The sequence below is a fragment of the Nitratireductor soli genome, from assembly GCF_001050155.1.
Lineage (GTDB): Bacteria > Pseudomonadota > Alphaproteobacteria > Rhizobiales > Rhizobiaceae > Nitratireductor > Nitratireductor soli.
Window position 1 is genome coordinate 47,330 of record NZ_LFVY01000009.1, and the last position, 17,283, is coordinate 64,612.

General features: G+C 66.7%; 12 protein-coding genes. 1 reads left to right on the top strand and 11 read right to left on the bottom strand.

Going from position 1 to position 17,283, the window contains the following annotated elements; genetic code table 11:
- The 9 genes from trxA to AB843_RS12545 all read right to left on the bottom strand — a co-directional run bounded on the left by trxA (window position 1) and on the right by AB843_RS12545 (window position 14,293).
- A complete protein-coding gene (gene trxA, locus AB843_RS12505; RefSeq protein ID WP_048647196.1) occupies window positions 1-324 on the bottom strand; it encodes a thioredoxin in 324 nt (107 codons plus the stop codon).
- A gap of 74 nt (window positions 325-398) precedes the next feature.
- Window positions 399-3,914, bottom strand: a complete 3,516-nt coding sequence (gene addA / locus AB843_RS12510; RefSeq protein WP_048647197.1) for a double-strand break repair helicase AddA — start codon at window positions 3,912-3,914, stop codon at window positions 399-401.
- The gene (gene addB, locus AB843_RS12515) at window positions 3,911-7,036 is read right to left on the bottom strand and encodes a double-strand break repair protein AddB (RefSeq protein ID WP_048647198.1); all 3,126 of its coding nucleotides are present in this window, start codon (window positions 7,034-7,036) and stop codon (window positions 3,911-3,913) included. The genes addA and addB overlap by 4 nt, the downstream gene beginning before the upstream one ends.
- Window positions 7,026-7,751, bottom strand: a complete 726-nt coding sequence (locus AB843_RS12520; protein WP_048647369.1) for a nucleotidyltransferase family protein — start codon at window positions 7,749-7,751, stop codon at window positions 7,026-7,028. The genes addB and AB843_RS12520 overlap by 11 nt, the downstream gene beginning before the upstream one ends.
- A gap of 8 nt (window positions 7,752-7,759) precedes the next feature.
- Window positions 7,760-9,280, bottom strand: a complete 1,521-nt coding sequence (tsaE, locus tag AB843_RS12525) for a tRNA (adenosine(37)-N6)-threonylcarbamoyltransferase complex ATPase subunit type 1 TsaE (protein WP_048647199.1) — start codon at window positions 9,278-9,280, stop codon at window positions 7,760-7,762.
- A 9-nt stretch (window positions 9,281-9,289) separates the two neighbouring features.
- On the bottom strand, window positions 9,290-11,812 hold the full coding sequence (locus AB843_RS12530; protein WP_048647370.1) for a sensor histidine kinase: 2,523 nt from the start codon (window positions 11,810-11,812) through the stop codon (window positions 9,290-9,292).
- 203 nt (window positions 11,813-12,015) lie between these two features.
- On the bottom strand, window positions 12,016-13,416 hold the full coding sequence (gene ahcY / locus AB843_RS12535) for an adenosylhomocysteinase (protein ID WP_048647371.1): 1,401 nt from the start codon (window positions 13,414-13,416) through the stop codon (window positions 12,016-12,018).
- 146 nt (window positions 13,417-13,562) lie between these two features.
- Window positions 13,563-13,895 (bottom strand): HPr family phosphocarrier protein, encoded by a 333-nt coding sequence (locus AB843_RS12540; protein ID WP_082143818.1) that lies wholly within the window; start codon window positions 13,893-13,895, stop codon window positions 13,563-13,565.
- Window positions 13,892-14,293 carry a PTS sugar transporter subunit IIA gene (locus AB843_RS12545; RefSeq protein WP_048647200.1) on the bottom strand — a complete coding sequence of 134 codons (402 nt, stop codon included), beginning with the start codon at window positions 14,291-14,293 and terminating at the stop codon, window positions 13,892-13,894. The genes AB843_RS12540 and AB843_RS12545 overlap by 4 nt, the downstream gene beginning before the upstream one ends.
- A gap of 45 nt (window positions 14,294-14,338) precedes the next feature.
- Here AB843_RS12545 and AB843_RS12550 point away from each other — a divergent pair, with 45 nt between their 5' ends.
- Window positions 14,339-15,037, top strand: coding sequence for a hypothetical protein (locus AB843_RS12550; RefSeq protein WP_048647201.1), 699 nt, complete (start codon window positions 14,339-14,341; stop codon window positions 15,035-15,037).
- 7 nt (window positions 15,038-15,044) lie between these two features.
- On the opposite strand, the gene AB843_RS12555 is transcribed toward AB843_RS12550, so the two are convergent.
- Window positions 15,045-15,503: an HPr kinase/phosphorylase gene (locus AB843_RS12555; RefSeq protein WP_048647202.1), complete on the bottom strand. Its 459-nt coding sequence runs from the start codon at window positions 15,501-15,503 to the stop codon at window positions 15,045-15,047.
- Between the two features lie 6 nt (window positions 15,504-15,509).
- Window positions 15,510-17,282 (bottom strand): sensor histidine kinase, encoded by a 1,773-nt coding sequence (locus tag AB843_RS12560; RefSeq protein WP_048647203.1) that lies wholly within the window; start codon window positions 17,280-17,282, stop codon window positions 15,510-15,512.
- Window position 17,283 lies beyond the last annotated feature (1 nt).

Genomic DNA, 17,283 nt, shown 5'->3' on the forward strand with positions numbered 1-17,283 from the left:
TCAGGCAACGTTGCCGTTGATCCAGGCCGAAAGCGCCGTCTTCGGCGCGGCGCCGACCTTGATGTCGGCCACTTCGCCACCCTTGAACAGCATCAGAGTCGGGATCGAGCGCACGCCATATTGCGCGGCGATCTCTGGGTTTTCGTCGATGTTCAATTTGGCGATCTTCACCTTGCCGTTGAGCTCGGCGGAAATCTCGTCGAGCGCGGGGGCGATCATCTTGCACGGGCCGCACCATTCGGCCCAGAAATCGACGACCACGGGCTCGGCTGCCTCTAGCACGTCGGACTGGAAATTGCTCTTGTCCGTTTTCACGGTGGCCATTGGAAGTCTCCTATCGGCAAAAGAAGTCACACCACATGTGGGGGTGGCGGGAAGCTGCGTCAAGCTCCCTTGTGTCACGCCGTGCCGAGTCGGGCAAGCGCCTCGGCCAGCCGATCGGCCGGCACCGGCAGGAGCAACGGCGCCTCGGTGAAAAGCAATGCGGCGCGGACCGTGCGGCCGGGGTAAAGCGGCTTCAGAAGCTCGGCATAGAGCGCCAGCTGCGCCACATAGGCCTGCGGCGCGCGGTCGAGCGTTTCAGGGGCGGGGCGGTTGGTCTTGTAGTCGACGATCAGCACCGCATCGCCGGTCACCGCCAGGCGGTCGATCTTGCCCGAGACGGTGCGGCGCGCGCCGGCTAGCTCCAATTCCCCCGTGATCGCGATTTCGGCGCGCGAGCCGGCCGCGAACAGGGGCTGGAAACGCGTATCGTCGAGGATGACGCTGACGGACCGCCAGGCGCTTTCGCGCTCCGCCGCGCTCCAGTCCGCGCCGGCGCGCGCCAGATAGCGCCGCGCGGCCGCCTCGCGCGCATCGGCGGGACAATCGGGCAGCATCTGCAGCAAACGGTGAACGGCAAGCCCGCGCTGGATCGCGAAACCCGGCTGATCGGCGCCATCGAGCACCGGCGAGCGCGGCGAGACGACGGGCTCGTAATCGGCCTCGATCAAGGCGCCGGCCCGCGAGGGCGAGAGGGGGCGCGGCAAATTCGCCTGCGCCGGCGGCGGCTCGAGCAGGGCTGGTGGCAGCGACAGTTTTTCCGCTGTAACCGGCGCGGATTCGGTCTCCGGCGTGCGTGGCGGCGCGTCGCTGACCCGGTAGCGGTAGACCGGCGCGCAGATTTCCGGGCTGGCCAGCTCTTGCGCCTCGGCGGCGCCCGACAGGGCCTGGCGCACAATGTTCTGCCAGGTCAGCCCCTGCGGCTCGCGCGCGCCATGATAGCCGCAGACGATCAGCCGGTCCTCGGCCCGCGTCATGCCGACATAGAGCAGACGCCGGTATTCCTGCTCGGCCTTGAGACGCGCCTCGGCCTCGAAACCGGCGGCGGCGGCATTGGCGACGTCCTTGCCGGCGCGCCACAGGAACCCCTTGCCCCGCCAGCCCTTGCCGGCGGGCGAAAACGGCATCAGCTTCGGCAGGTGCTGGGCCGCAAAGGGTGCGCTGCCGGGATCGACCAGAAACACGACCGGCGCTTCCAGGCCCTTGGCGGCGTGCACGGTCATGATGCGCAACTCGTCGCGCGTCTGGTCCATTTCGCGCTTGATTTCCGGCGCCTGCCCGTCGAGCGCCGACAGCAGCGCCTCGAGGCCATGCAGCCCGGCGCGCTCGCCGGCCAGCGCGAAAGACAGGAACTCGTCGAGAATGTCGTTCGCCTCGTGGCCGAGCCGGGCGACGAACAGCCGCCGCGCGCCTTCACGCGCGCGCGTGCCGGACAGGAGCCCTGCATAGAACTCGAAAGCCGGCTTGAAGACCGCCTCGTTCTGCCAGGCCTGCAAGGTCTCGACCATTGCGGCCATTGCCGGGTCTTCCAGCGCCTGGGCGCGCATGGCGTCGAACAGCGGGGTTGCCGCGCCGCGTTTCCAGGCCAGCCGAAACAGGCGTTCCTCGTCCATGCCGAAGAGCGGGCTTTTCAGCACGGCGGCAAGCGACAGATCGTCATGCGGCTGGATGAGAAAGCGGCCGAGCGCGATCAGATCCTGGACGGCGATGTGCGCCGTCAGCCGCAGGCGGTCGGCGCCGGCCACGTCGATGTGGCGGTTCTTCAGGCTGCGCGACAGGGCGTGGACGAAACGGTCGCGCTTGCGCACCAGCACCAGAACATCACCCGCCGTCAGGCGCTTGCCGGTGCCCTCGATGATCTCGCCGCCGCGGATCCAGCCCTCGACGGTCGCGGCGATGGTTTCGGCCAGGCGCACGGCCGGCGCGGAAGCATGGTCGATGGCCTCCGTCCAGTCGTCCGGCTCCTCGACCACCTCGGGCGCGATCGGCGACCAGACCTCGACATAGCCCGGCGCATTGTCGCGGATCGGCTTGTGCTCGACGGGTTCTTCGTCGCGGGTCAGGCCGGAGCGCACGTCCGCGCGGGCGAAAACGAGATCGGCGGCAGACAGAACGTCTTCCGTCGAGCGGAAGGAGCGCATCAGCCGCACCCGCTCGAAGCGACGCGCGGCGGCACGCACCTTGTTCTCGAAGGCACGGCCGCTTTCGTCAAAGGCAGCCGGCTCGGCGCCCTGAAAGGAATAGATCGACTGTTTCTCATCGCCGACGGCGAAGATGGTGCGCCGCGCGCCGTCGCGAGCGCTTTCGCCGGCAAAGAATTCTTCCGCCAGCAACTGGACGATGCGCCATTGCTCGGGACTGGTGTCCTGCGCCTCGTCAAGCAGGATGTGATCAATGCCCTTGTCGAGCTTGTACTGCACCCACGGACCCGCATCGGCGCGCGCCAGAAGCCTTATCGTGCGCATGATCAGATCGTTGAAATCGAGAAAGCCGCGCGCCCGCTTCAACCGCTCATAGCGGGCGATCATGCCGTCGGCGATCATCAGCGCGGCGCGGGTCGCCTCCAGCATGCGATGGAGCGCCAGCCGGTCGGCGGCGGCGCGGATCACATTTGCCGCCGCCGCATAGCGCTCGACGATACCGGGCACGGCGTTGCGCAGGGCCGCCTTGAAGGTGGTTTCCCCGTACACCCCGCCATCGGCCTTGAGAAATCCCTTCTTCAAGAACTCCAGCCGCCGGACGGGATCGCTTTCCCCGAAAGCGCGCGCGGCATCCGGCACGATGCTTTTCAGCACCGTCCTGGCATCGGCCGCCTCGGCCTCGGCCACGAAGGCGCGGAAGGCGTCGGCCTCGAAGCCGGGCAGCGGCCAGATGGAGGCGGCGATCGTTTCGGCGCTGTCGCCCTCGGCGAAACCGAACTCCTCGAACAGCGCCGCGTAATCATCGCCGATCTGGTCGATCAGCGCCCGCAGCCCGTCGCGCCGGGCGACGATCTCCGACAACAGGTCCTGCAGGCCGCTTTCGCCGCCGCGCTCCAAAACCGCGGCAAAGGCTTCCGCCAGCACATCGCCATCGCTCATCGCCCCAGTCAAAAGATCGCGCCGGGCTTCGGCCAGGAGCGCCTGCTCCATTTGCGAATCGAGCAGCTCGAAATGGCCGGCAATGTTCGCCTCGAGCGGAAACTGATGCAGGATCGCCTCGCAGAAGGCGTGGATGGTCTGGATCTTCAGGCCGCCCGGCGTTTCCAGCGCGCGGGCGAAAAGCCGGCGGGCGCGGGCCAGCATCGCGCCATCGGGCGCGCTTCCCTCAAGATTGGCGATGATTTCGGAAAGCGCCTCGTCGGGCAGAAGGCTCCAGCCGGCCAGATCGCGGAAAACGCGGTTCGCCATATTGGCGGCGGCGGCGCGGGTGTAGGTCAGGCAGAGGATCTTCGACGGGTCGGCGCCCTGCAGCAGGAGACGGATGACCCGCTGCGCCAGCACATGCGTCTTGCCGGAACCGGCATTGGCCGACACCCAGGCGGAATTGGCCGGGTCGGCGGCCAGCGCCTGCGCCTTTAGCGTGTCGGGGGGGATGGTGAAGGCCTTTTTCATTCTCCGCCTTCCCCATCGCCCGCGTCGCCGCCGGCCGACCATTCGAGCACGCGGGCCAGATGGTCGTAATCGCCATCCACATCGCCCTCGCGGAAGGGGAGGACGCGCGATTTGTAGCCGGTCTCAGTGCGGTGATAATGCGCCAGAAGGGTCGCCAGCCGGCCCCAGGCCTCCTCGGCCATGCCGGGTGCCGTCTTGTCACTGTCCTTCATCTTGAGGATCGATTCCTGCAGCACCTCGCCATTGGCCCTGAGCCGCACATAGGCGAGCTCTCCCGGTTCGGCAGGGCCGATATCGGCAAAGGCGCCGCGCTGGAGAAGTGCGGCCTCAAGCGCCAGTTGCGGCGACAGAAGCGTGTGCGCCTGGCGCCGCGAGGGCGAGGCGCCCGTCTTGTAATCGAGGATATCGGCGCTGCCGTCCTGGCGCATGTCGATGCGGTCGGCGCGCCCGGACAGGGTCAGGCCGAGCTGTGCCACCTCGATCGCCGAGGCGCGGATTTCCGCGTGGCGCGCGGCGATGCCCTCGGCGCGGCCGCGTTCCCATTCGATCACGGAGGCCGCGGTGCGCTCGAAGCGCGGCCACCAGACCGCCTCGACATCCGCCGGCAAATGCGTCTCTTCGAAGCGCCGGCGGCCGGCGGCAATCAGGCGCGGGAGGGCATCCGGCCCGGCCGGATCGCCATCGTCGCGGATGAAATCCTGCAAGATGTCGTGGAACAGATTGCCGCGTTCGGCGGCGCCCGGATCGCGGATCAGCGGGTCGAGCGCCGCCAGTTCCAGGATGCGCCGCGCATAGACCGCATAGGGATCGCGGCGCAGCGTCTCGATCTCGGTGATGGAGAAACGCACAGGCCGCGCCTCGACCGGCGGGGCGGGTTCGGGACGCGGGGCGAAATCCTCATCCGGCTTGTCGTCGAGCAGACGCGCCCAGCCGATCAACCGACGGCCGCGCGCGCGCATCGCCTCGGCTTCGTCCTCGCCGGCAAAGGCGGTCAGCCGCTGCAGCCAGCGCGAGGCGACGGCCGGCGCGTCGCCGGCGCGCGCCGCGCGCGTCAGCACGACATTGGGCGCGCCCATCGCCATCATGAAATCATGCGCCGCCTGGCCGATGCGCCGCTCCGGCGGTTCCAGCGAAAGCTCGGCCTTCATCAACCGCGACATGAAGCGGTCGGAGGACGGAATGTTCGGCCAGGTGCCTTCGTTCATGCCGCCCAGCACCAGCGTATCGACGCTTTGCAGCCGCGCCTCCAAGGCGCCCCAGATGGCGACGCGCCGGTCGGCGCCCATGGCGGGCTTGACCACCTCCGTGGCGATCAGGGCCGAGAAGACCGAGGGCCATTCGGCGGCATCGAAGGGCAGGCTCGTTTGCGATCCGACCAACCCGCGCAGGAAAGCCGCCATCGCCTGGCCGCGCTCGCCATCATAATATCGGGCCAGGCTGCCGTCTTCGGCGTGGCCCAGCGCCTCCAGCGCCTCGACGGTCAGGCGGGCCATGTCCGGCAGGCTTGCCGCGCGCACGCCACGCGTTTCACTTAGCCGGCTTATTGATGTTTCCAGAGCCGTTAACACGCTGCGCGCTTCGACCAGCGATGCCGTGTTGATGCGGGCAAACCAGGACGGTTTGCGCTGGGCGTCCTGCAAGGCCTGCCATCGTGTCTCGAAGAGTGCCGCGAGGGTGCGGATGTCGGGCCGTCCGGTGCCGCCGCGCAAGGCGACGAGCTCGATGGTTTCGGCCGCCCGGCGCACCTTGGCGCGGCGCATGCCAAGCCGCAGCAACGGGTGCTTCAGCAACGCAACGAGCGCGACAGGCTCGCCGGGCCGGAACACGGCTTCGAGCAGCAGGCGCGCCAGCGTGGCGGACGCGGTGTCGGCGAGCGGCGTGCCGCCGGAATCGTCCGCCTCGATGCCGAAGCGGGCAAGCTCCACCGCCACGCGACGCGCCAGGCCGCGATCCGGTGTGACCAGCGCGGCGGTGGCATTCTCGTCGGCGATGGCCAGCCGCAGCGCGACGGCGATGGACAGTGCCTCCTCGCGTTCATTGGCCGTCTCGACCAGCGTGACGCCGGCAAGCGCGCCATGCTCGGCAGCGCTGGCGGCCACGGCGCGGTTTTCCATCCAGGCATCGGTGGTTTCGGCAGGACGCAGCGCCTCGCCGACCAGGGCGCGGCGCGCGGCGAGGGCGGGTTCGGGCGTGGCAAGCTCGACCACCTCGTCGCGCGTGACACCGATGGCCGCGATCAACTTTTTCAGCCCCGTTTGCGGATGGCCGAAGGCCGATGGCTCGTCGGCGATGCCGATCGCCTCCCAGGCGCGCGCATCAAGCTGCCGGTCGAAGCCCGGCAGGACCACCGCGCCCTGATCCAGTCCGGCGATGGTGGCAAGCAGGCGCGCGGTGGCGGGGATCGAACCGGTGGAACCGGCGGCGATGACCGGGCCGGCATGGGTGCCGGCCCTCAAGCGCGCAGCCTCCGCCGCCAGCATGGCATTGCGGTGCGCGGCCGGGTTGGAACGATCGAGCTCGTGCAACAATTGCGGCCAGTGGGCGGTGACGATCTGTAGAAACTCCAGCGTCACCTGCCACCAATGCGCCAAGGCATCGGGAGCCAGGCTGGCAAGCTTCGTCCAGTCGGCTTCCTCGGTTTCGATCTCGTCCATCAGGCCGGCCAGGTCACGCGCCAGCCAGATGGAATCGGAAGCCGAGGCCGGCACGACGACGCCTTCGTCGAAGAGTGCGGCGACATGAGCCGGCAGGCGCGCCTTCCAGGCCTGCACAAGAGGCGCGAGCAAGAGGATGCGGTCGAGCGCCTCGATGGGCGGGGCGAGGTCGATGGCTGCCGCGTTGTCGACGTCGAACAACGCCGCTTCTTCGTCGAACTCGCCCAGCGGGCGGATCACCGGCAGGATCGCCGAGCGGCCGGCCAGCCTTTCCACCAGCACGCCGCGCAGGGCGCGGGCCGCACGGCGGGTCGGCAGGTAGATGGTGACATCGGCCAGCGCCAGAGGATCGCCGGCATAGCGGAAGTCCGGCACCAGACGGCCATCAAGCAAGGCTTCGGCCAGGGCCGGCAGAAAGCGCACGCCGGGCGGGATGGAAAAGACTCTGGGCCGGGATTTAGCCGGCATCGCGTTTTCGCGCGCGCGCCATAACGATGGCCTCCGCCGGAGCGATGGCGTCGGGCGTGCCGACCGTGATCCAATCGCCATCCATCTTCATGCCGAACAGCCGGCCCTGGGCCGCGGCGGCGTCGAAGCAGCGATTGAGCGATTGCGGTTCGCCATCCGCACCGGCGAAGACACGCGGCGCGGCAATGATGGCGCCGGCATAGATGACGCCCGCCTCACCCTTCTGCGCGCGGCGCAGCCGGCCCATGCCGTCCATGACGAAATCCACCGAGCCCGAATGGCCCGTCGCCTGCTCGAAACCCGCAACCATGAGGAGAATATCCATGGCCTCGCCATTCCAGGCAAGAGCCAGTTTCTCCAGATTGGGCACCGCCCCGTCGAGCCAGAAGGTGTCGGCGTTGAGGATGAAGAACGGATCATCGCCCAGTTGCGGCAGCGCCTTGACCACGCCGCCGGCCGAATCGAGCAATCGCGCCCGCTCGTCGGAAATGACGATGCGCGGCGCCGCGCGCGCCGCCAGATGCGCTTCCACCTGGTCTGCCAGATAATGCACATTGACCACCGCAGTGCCGACGCCGGCGCGCGCCAGCGTGTCGAGCGCCCAGTCGATCAACGGCTTGCCGGCTATCTTCACCAGCGGCTTGGGCAGGGTGTCGGTGATCGGCCGCATGCGCTTGCCGAGCCCGGCCGCCAGGACCATGGCCGTGTCGGGCATTTTCGCCTTCACGCCTCGTCTCCGGTCAGGAAGCCGGCTTTGCGGTAGAAAGCCTTCAGCTCGGCCAGCGCCGGGTGGCGCATGGCGCGGTTGAGATAGGCGCGGATGCGCGGCAGGTGACGGATGTAGAATGGCTTGTGGTCGCGCTGTTCGAGGCGGACGAACGTGCCCAGCAGCTTGGAATTGCGCTGCGCTGCACAGATCGCATAGGCCTCGTCGAAGCCGGCGCGGTCGAACGGGCGCTCGGGTCGCCCCTGGGCGGCGCGCGCTGTGCAATAGGCCTCGACGATCTGCCGTTCCAGCGCCTCGGGCATGGCGACGCGGGCATCGAGCGCCAGCGAGGCGACGTCATAGGCAGCCGGCCCCAGCAGCGCATCCTGCAGATCGATCAGGCCGAGCCGGTCGAAGCCCTGCCGCTCGGCGCGCCAGATCAGGTTGGGCGAATGGAAATCGCGCAGGACGAGGTTTTGCTCCATGGCTTCCAGCCGGGTGAACAGACGGTCCCAGCAGGCCATGTAGCCGGCGCGCTCCGTCTGATCGGCGGGGCGGCCGGCCATGAACGGCATGTACCAATCGGTCAGGAGGCTGACCTCGATGCCCAGCGCCTCGCGGTCATAGGGCAGCAATCGGTGGGTCAGGCCTTCGGCGACCGGCAGCTCGGCGGGCCAATCGGCCCCGTGGATCGCCGCCAGGAGCCGGGCGGCGGCCAGATAGCGCTCGGCGACCGGCGCGCCCTCGGCCGACAGGAACGGCACATCGCCCAGATCCTCGACGAGGAGCAGGCCGGCGGCCAGGTCCTGCGCGTAGATGTCGTAGGCCGAAAAGCCGCGCGCGCGCATCGCATTGGCCATGGCGACGGAAGCCGAGACGGATTGCGCCAGATGAGCGATGTGGCTGTAGGGGCGACCGTTTTCCAGCAGCGGTTCGTCGCGGCGCTCCGGCGCGTTCATCAGGATGCAGCGGTCGCCGCGTTGCGTGGCGATCGCCTCATAGGCGCGCAGCGAGGCATCGCCGAGCAGGAAGGCGCGATGGGCGCGCGGCTCGCCGGCATGGTTGAGAAAGTCGCGGATGAGGACGCTGCGTTCAAGCCGGTGCATGGCTTCTTCGGGGCCGGTGATGACGGCCAGGCGGCCCTCGCCGCTCTCGTGCAATTGCAGGCGGACGGCACCGGCAAGGGCATCGCCGGCGCGCTCCGGCCACTCGACCAGAACCACGCCGTCCTGCGCCGCCTCGGCCAGACCGAGCTCTTCCAGTTCGTCGGCGGCGGCGAGCCGGTAGAGGTCGAAATGATGGACGGGAATGCGCGCGTCGTAGCTTTGCATCAAGGTGAAGGTGGGGCTCGGCACATCGAGCGCAGGATCGCCGGCAAGCGCCCTGATGATGGCGCGCGCCAGCGTCGTCTTGCCGGCGCCGAGATCGCCTTTCAGCGCCAGCACGTCGCCGGGCCGCAGCGCGACGGCTATGTCCTCGCCGAAAAGCGCGCTGGCCTCTTCATCGGGCAGGAACCGTTCCAGAACGCGGGCGGTCATGCGGCGGGGTTACTCGGCAGCGACGCGCGCTTGCGTCGGCGCGGAGGGGAAGCGGCAGGTCACCGTGGTGCCGCGCCCTTCGCCCGTTTCGATGTGCACCGAGCCGCCATGCAGTTCGACGAAGCTCTTGACGATGGACAGGCCAAGGCCGGCGCCACGCTTGCGGCCGCCGTTCACGCGCGGCTCGAAGCGCCGGAAGATGGTTTCCAAGACGTCCGGCGCCATGCCGGGGCCATCGTCGTGGACGCGGAACTCGACGGCGTCGTCACGCCATTTGACCGTCATCAGGATGGTGCTGTTTTCCGGCGCGTAGTTGGCCGCGTTGGCCAGCAGGTTGAACAGCACCTGGCGCACGCGGTTCTCGTCGGCGTGGAAAGTCAGCGCCGCATCGTCCATGTCGATGTCGAGCCGGATGCCGTGCTCGCGCAGGCGCTCGGCGACCAGGCCGGCGGCCGTATCGACCATCTCGCCGACGCGCACCTCGCCGATTTCCAGTTCCATGATGCCGGCATCGACGGTTGCCAGGTCGAGAATGTCGTTGACGACGGTCAGGAGCACCGAGGAGGACGAGCCGATATGATCGACATAGTCGCGCTGGCGCTGGGTCAGCGGTCCGGTGTCCGGCTGGGTCAGGAGTTCGGTGAAGCCGATGATGTTGGTCAGCGGCGAGCGCAGTTCATAGGAGACGTGCTGGACGAAATCGTTCTTCAGCTTGTCGGCCTTCTGCAGCGCCTCGTTCTTTTCCTTCAACGCCCGTTCGACATTCACGCTGTCGGTCATGTCGACGAAGGTCATCATCACCTGGCCGTTGGGCAGGTGGATGGTCGCATGGCTGAGCACGGTGCCGTTGACCAGCTCGGCCTGGCCGTGCTGGTTGCGGCGCTCATCGTCGAAGCCGGTGACCGAGGCGACGAAACCACCCCACGGACTATCCTTGGCGAGCGGGTCGCAAACGGCGCGGATGTCGGCGATGTGCGCGCCCGACGCCATCAGCATTTCGGGCAGGTTCCACAGCTTCTGGAAAGCCGGGTTGGACAGGCGCAGGCGGCCATCGGCGCCGAACACTGCGACGCCCTCGGCCAGGTTGTCGAGCGTTTCGCCCTGCACGCGCATGGCCGCGTTGTAACGGCTCTCCAGGTCAAACTTTTCCGTCAAGTTCTCGAACACCCAGGTCACGCCGCCCCTAGGCTGCGGATTGGCGATGACGCGGATCGTCCGGCCATCGGGCAGGTGCCACCAATGCTCCTGCGGCTTGACGCTGCGATAGGCCGACAGGAGCGCCTCCTTCCAGCGCCGCCATTCGGGCTGTTCAGCCAGCGTGCCGTCGCTGCGCAGCCGGTCGAGGAGAAGCGCGTTCTCCGGCGCGCTTTCCAGGAAGGGCGTGTCGAGATTCCACAATTTCTGGAACGACTGGTTGAAGAAGCGCAGCTTCTGGCCTTCATCGAAGATCGCCACCGCCGTGGTGAGCTGGTCGAGCGTGTCGGCATGGCTCTGCAGCGTGCTTTCATGTTCGCGGCGGATCGCCTCGATCTCGCTGATGTCGGCGGCAATGCCTGCCGAGCCGCTGGCGCCTGCATAATCGGTGACGGCGAAGACGCGCCGCTCGCCACGCACCACGGCCGACAGGGACTGCTTGTAGACGTCGTTGGCTTCGCGGTGCCGGTTGGTGATCTCGTCGCGCGCCGCGGTGGGCAGGAATTCACGCCGTTCCTGCATCACCATTGCGCCGTCGGCCGCATCGACCGCGCCAGCAAAGGCATGGTTGACCCAGGACAATTGCCCCGCCTTGTCGCGCAGCCAGAAGGGCATGTCGAGCGCATCGAGCAGGCCGAGAATGTTTTCGCGGTCGGCGACGAGGCCCTGCTGTTCGAGCTTCAACCGCCCGAGTTCCTGCTGGCTGGCCGACAGCGAGATGAAGCGCAGCGCCGTGTGCTGGGCCGATTTGCGGCCTTGCGCCTCAAGCACCGTTCCGGAGCGTGTTTCAACGGTGAGGTCGAAGGGCGCGCCATCTTGACGGAGGGCCTCGACGGCGCGGTCGATGGCCGAGGCCGAGCGCGGCATCAGCCAGCGGCCGAAGGCCAGAAAGGCCGAGCGCTCTTCCGGCGCGCCGCTGCCCACCGGCAGATCGCCGACGATGGTCGGGCGGTCGGCCACAGCGCCCCAGACGACGGTGCGTTGATCCTTCAGATTGAGCAGGGCTTCCGAGCGGCCGAGCGCGCCGCTCAATTCGGCGACGCGGGCACGCAGCTCCAGGTTTTCGGCGGCGATGCGCGCCCGTTGGCGGATCAGCCATATGGCCGAGACGAAAGCCGCGCCCATGATGCCGGCGAACGTGGAAAGCTGGATGACTTCAAGCGTGCCGACGGACAGGTTGGGAGCCAGTTGGGCAACAGCCTGCGCGGCCGCGGGAAACGGAGTTGCCGCGGTTGTCGCCAGCGCCCAAAGCCACGTCTTTCCCAGAACGACGCCTGCTTTTCGCTGTCGGCCCCTAGGGCCAATAGATCCGCCGTTCAGCGGGTCCAGCCCCGGCATGTCTTGTTCCTTCTCCGCCGCATGATTTGGCAAGACCGCCCCTTCATTTCGCCAGGCATTCGGCCCGGAAGGTCAGCCGCCTCGCGAATCACTGCACTGTACAGTGCCCACGAATCGCCGTGAAGAAGGACCGGCGACAAAAATAATGCCGGACCAAAAGTCAATGGTCCGGCATCAATATATTGTGGTTTGGTTAATCCGCGTCAGTATCTGTAGTGTTCCGGCTTGAACGGGCCCTGCGGCGTGACGCCGATATAAGCGGCCTGTTCTTGCGACAGCGTGGTCAGAGAAGCGCCGAGCTTGTCGAGATGCAGGCGCGCCACCTTCTCGTCGAGATGCTTGGGCAGCACATAGACTTCGTTCTTGTAGTCCTTGCCGCGCACATACAGCTCGATCTGCGCCAGCACCTGGTTGGTGAAGGACGCCGACATGACGAAGCTCGGATGGCCGGTGGCGTTGCCGAGGTTGAGCAGGCGGCCTTCGGACAGCAGCAGCATGCGCTTGTTGTCCGGGAAGGTGATCATGTCCACCTGCGGCTTGACGTTGGTCCATTTCAGGTTGCGCAGGGCGGCAACCTGAATCTCGTTGTCGAAATGGCCGATGTTGCCGACGATCACCATGTCCTTCATCTTGCGCATGTGATCGATGGTGATGACGTCCTTGTTGCCGGTCGTCGTGATGACGATGTCGGCGGTCGGCGCAGCCTCGTCAAGCGTGACCACCTCGAAACCGTCCATGGCCGCCTGCAGCGCGCAGATCGGATCGACTTCGGTGACCTTGACGCGGGCGCCGGCGCCGAGCAGCGACTGGGCCGAGCCCTTGCCGACATCGCCATAGCCGCAGACCACGGCGACCTTGCCGGCCATCATGACGTCGGTGGCGCGGCGAATGCCGTCGACCAGCGATTCCTTGCAGCCATACTTGTTGTCGAATTTCGACTTGGTGACGCTGTCGTTGACGTTGATCGCCGGGAAGGGCAGCAGGCCCTTCTTCTGCAGCTGGTAAAGGCGGTTGACGCCCGTCGTCGTCTCCTCGGTGACGCCGCGGATCGCTTCCCGCTGGCGCGTGAAGAAGCCCGGCGTCGCCGCCATGCGCTTCTTGATCTGGGCGAAAAGGATTTCCTCCTCCTCGTTGCCGGGGTTGGACAGCACATCCTCGCCAGCCTCGGCGCGGGCGCCGATCAGGATGTACATGGTGGCGTCGCCGCCATCGTCGAGGATCATGTTGGAGGGCTGGCCGTCGGCCCACTGGAAGATCTGGTCCGTGTAGGTCCAGTATTCCTCAAGCGTCTCGCCCTTGACAGCGAAGACGGGCGTGCCGCCGGCGGCAATGGCCGCGGCCGCGTGGTCCTGGGTCGAGAAGATGTTGCAGGAAGCCCAGCGCACATCGGCGCCGAGCTCTTCCAGCGTCTCGATCAGCACGGCGGTCTGGATCGTCATGTGCAGGGAACCGGAAATGCGCGCGCCCTTCAGCGGCTTGTCGGAACCGAATTCCTCGCGGCAGGCCATCAGGCCCGGCATTTCGGTTTCGGCGATCTCGATTTCCTTGCGGCCCCAGTCGGCCAATGCGATGTCGGCGACCACATAGTCCTTGTCAGCGCTCATCAGCGTAAACTCCGATTTTTCGAAAAATGGCAGGCTTCCGGCGGACGCGCGGGCCCAAATACTGCGCATTGCCTACCAGATCATGGCTTCTGCGACAATCCATATAAAGAAATCTTTATTCGTGCATGTCTTAGGAGGCGGGGCGATCAGACCTCTTCGCCGAAGCGCGCGGCGATCAGCGCGCCGAGCGCGTCGAGCAAAGCCTCGGCTTCAGGGCCCTCGGCCCTGACGCGAATGCTGCAGCCGGGGCTGGCGGCCAGCATCATCAGGCCCATGATGGATGTGCCGCCGACGGAGATGCCATCCTTCTCGACGGCCACTTCGGCATTGTGCGCATCGACGGTCTGGACGAACTTTGCCGAGGCGCGGGCGTGCAGACCGCGCTGGTTGACAATGGTGAACTCACGGTTGAGCGCCTTGGCCGCGGGTTTGGCCGGGCGCGGCTTCAAGCCTTGCTTTTCCGTGGAAGCCCCGCTCATTTGCCCGACAGCACCTGGCTGGCGACGTTGATGTATTTGCGGCCGGCGGTCTGCGCCTCCTCCAGCGCCTGCGCCATATTGTCGGTGGCACGGGCGGAAGACAGTTTGATCAGCATCGGCAGGTTCATGCCGGCGATCACCTCGACGCGGCCGGCATCCATCACCGAGATGGCGAGGTTCGAGGGCGTGCCGCCGAACATGTCGGTCAGGATGATGACCCCAGCGCCGGTGTCGGCGCGCGCCACCGCATCGACAATGTCGCGGCGGCGCTGCTCCATATCGTCCTCGGCGCCGATGGAAACCGTCTCCATATTCTCCTGATGGCCCACCACATGCTCCACGGCGTGGCGGAATTCCTCGGCCAGCTGGCCGTGCGTGACCATGACGAGCCCGATCATCGGCGCGTCTTCCGGCCGATGGTGCTGGTGGCCTGACCGAAACAGATGGTACCCATCTGCTTCGACAAGTCAGCCCACAAGCTGTTGGTCTGGCGGGGCGATTTTTCCCAACAGATGGCACCATCTGTTGGGATCGCACCACTGGTGGCCTGGCCGAAACAGATGGTACCCATCTGTTTCGACAAGTCAGCCCACAAGCTGTTGGTCTGGTGGGGCGATTTTTCCCAACAGATGGCACCATCTGTTGGGATCGCACCACTGGTGGCCTGGCCGAAACAGATGGTACCCATCTGTTTCGACAAGTCAGCCCACAAGCTGTTGGTCTGGTGGGGCGATTTTTCCCAACAGATGGCACCATCTGTTGGGATCGCACCACTGGTGGCCTGGCCGAAACAGATGGTACCCATCTGTTTCGACAAGTCAGCCCACAAGCTGTTGGTCTGGTGGGGCGATTTTTCCCAACAGATGGCACCATCTGTTGGGATCGCACCACTGGTGTCCGAAACTGTGCTCGAGGCTGTCACACTGTCACTCCATCCGAATGGCATCCGCGGCGACAGCCGCATATCCGGTTACCTGTTGTTCAAGCACGATCCCAACATGCGTTCCACGATGGTTCGCGCCCGGAGCGACGGTCTGTTCGACGAAACGCACAGACGACGCCCACGACTGCCTCACGACAAGAGCGCTATCTTGTCAACGCACAAGCCGTTGACAAGCCCAAAACTGCGGCGATTCGCCTAAATTGTGTTCAGGGGGTGGCCTGTATGCCGCCGAAAGGCGGCAAATCGAGACAGGCGGCGACCGCATGGACCGCCCCGCGCGCCGCCCTTGCGGGGAGATCGAGGCAGGGCAGGACAACGCCCTCGCAGGCGATCGTCCGGTCGTCATGAACGCGCGGCGCGTGTTCGGCATCGACCAGCCGAATCACCAGGTCGACCACTGCCGCCGGCAAATGGTCGATCGGCGCCGGGCCGAAGCCGCGCGCCTCGGCAAGCCCGCCGATCGTGGCGGGCGGGCGGGCCAGCAGGCGGCCATGATGCGCCGCGAGGAACAGCTGGTCGTCCGACACAAGCCGCGCAAACACGCCCCGCGCCGAAAAGGCGGCGATCAGTTCGAGCGCCAGCGTCGTCTTGCCGGCGCCGGAGGCTCCTTCGATCACAATGCCCCGGTCGGCGATGACGAGGGCTGTCGCGTGGCGGTTCTGCATGGCCTGTCAGTCCTCGGCAGGCAAAGCGACGATGAAGCGGGCGCCCTTGATATCGCCAGATTTGGCACCGACGATGTTTTCCGCCGTCAGCGTGCCGCCATGCGCCTCGACGATCTGCCGGCTGATCGACAGGCCAAGGCCGGAATTCTGGCCGAAAGCCTCGCCGGCCGGCCGGTCGGTGTAGAAGCGCTCGAAAATGCGGTCGATGTTCTCGACGCGGATGCCGGGGCCGTTGTCCTCCACCGTGATGATGACCCGCCGGTCGGCGCGCGACAGGGCAACGACGATGCGCCCGGTTCCTTCGGGCACGAACGAGCGGGCGTTCTCGATCAGATTGGTGATCACCTGACCGAGGCGCAGATCGTGCCCCTGGATGAAGAAGCCGCGCCCGCCGCCCTGGGCGGCACGGGTCTCGAACGTGATCTCGGCCGGTTTTTTCGTCGTGCCGGCCTCCACGGTCGCGCTGATGAGGTCGCTGACGAATTTTTCCAGATTGATCCGCTCGGCATCCTCGCGGGACAATTCCGCGTCGAGACGCGAGGCGTCGGAAATGTCGCTGATCAGCCGGTCGAGGCGGCGCACGTCGTGCTGGATGATCTCCAGCAGGCGGTCGCGCGAGCGCTGATCCTTGGCCAATGGCAGTGTTTCGACCGCGCTGCCCAGCGAGGTCAGCGGGTTTTTCAGTTCATGCGCCACATCGGCGGCAAAGCTCTCGATGGCGTCGATGCGCGCATAGAGCGCCTTCGTCATGTCGCGCAGGGCCGCTGAAAGATTGCCGATCTCATCCTGGCGGTGCGAGAAATCTGGAATCTCCTCGCGCGAGCGCGCGCCACGGCGCACCCGGACGGCCGCCGCCGAAAGCCGCCGCAGCGGATTGGCGATGGTCGAGGCGAGCAGCAGGGAGAGGATCGCCGTCACCAGCGACGCCACGACGAAGACCCGCAGGATCGCCTTGCGCTCGGCAGCGACGATCTTGTCAATGTCGCCGCCCTGCGTCGACAGGAGCAGCACGCCGAGCACGGCGCGGAAGCGCTGGATCGGCACGGCAACGGAAACGATCTGCTCGCCCTGCTCGCTGAGGCGAACCACTTTGGTGGTGGTGCCGGTCAGCGCGGTCATCACCTCGGGATAGGCGATACCGTTGCCGCCCGGCTGCTCGCGGTAGATCGGCAGATCGCTGCGGCGGAACAGTCCGCGCGCCCGCTGCCAGAGGCGCTCGACCAGGTTCGATTGATCCTCGTCGACCGGTGGCAGCTGGTAACGCAGGACCTGGCCGAGATACTGCGAATCGAGCAGCAGGTTGGCATCGGGATCATAGATGCGCGCACGCGTGCGCGTCTGCGGGATCAGCCGGCGCAAGAGCGGCGCGACGCGCTCGGGGTTGATCGGGAACTGCAGGCTTTCCAGCTGATCGGAGCGGGGCGGCAGGCTCTCGCCGGCCTGCAATTCGAGGAGCTTGTCGGGATCGACAAGGATCGAATCGGTCTCCACCTCAGCCGAGCTGGCAATGGCGCCGGCGATGATCTCGCCCTGGGTCATCAGGCTTTCGACGCGGGCGTTGATCAGCTCCTCACGGAACTCGTTCAGATAGAGGACGCCGACCACCAGGACGCCGAGCGCTGCCAGATTGAGAAACAGGATGCGGCGCGTCAGGCTGGAAAACACATAATGGCCGAACAGACGGCGCAGAGGGACGGCGAGCCGCCCGAAGGGCGCCTGTCCGGCCGGGCGCGCGGTCCTTGCCGGCCGTGCTTCCGTCTTGTCCCTGTCTGCCTTCATC